Source organism: Haemophilus sp. HMSC068C11 (assembly GCF_001815355.1).
GTDB lineage: Bacteria > Pseudomonadota > Gammaproteobacteria > Enterobacterales > Pasteurellaceae > Haemophilus_D.
Genome location: NZ_KV820353.1, coordinates 1 through 238, shown reverse-complemented (window position 1 = coordinate 238; position 238 = coordinate 1). Strand labels below are relative to the sequence as shown.

The following is a 238-nucleotide window of genomic DNA, read 5'->3' as shown; positions in this document are numbered from 1 at the left end:
CCCCACACTACCATCGGCGCATCGGCGTTTCACTTCTGAGTTCGGTATGGGGTCAGGTGGGACCACCGCTCTATCGCCGCCAGGATTATTCCTTTAATAACTTCTTCTATCTCTTTCTGCTCTCACTATCTCTAGTGCTCACAACCAAACAAGCTGATTAAACCTAAAAACTTTCTCTTTCTTCTCTGAGTTTCTTCTCGTCTTACCCAACACCCAAAACCCTTGAGCGTTGTATAGT

At 46.2% G+C, this 238-nt stretch carries 1 rRNA gene; it reads right to left on the bottom strand.

Annotated features, from left to right (window positions below):
• Positions 1 to 84 (bottom strand): 5S ribosomal RNA (rrf, locus tag HMPREF3020_RS00965); the annotation flags it as partial.
• Positions 85 to 238 lie beyond the last annotated feature (154 nt).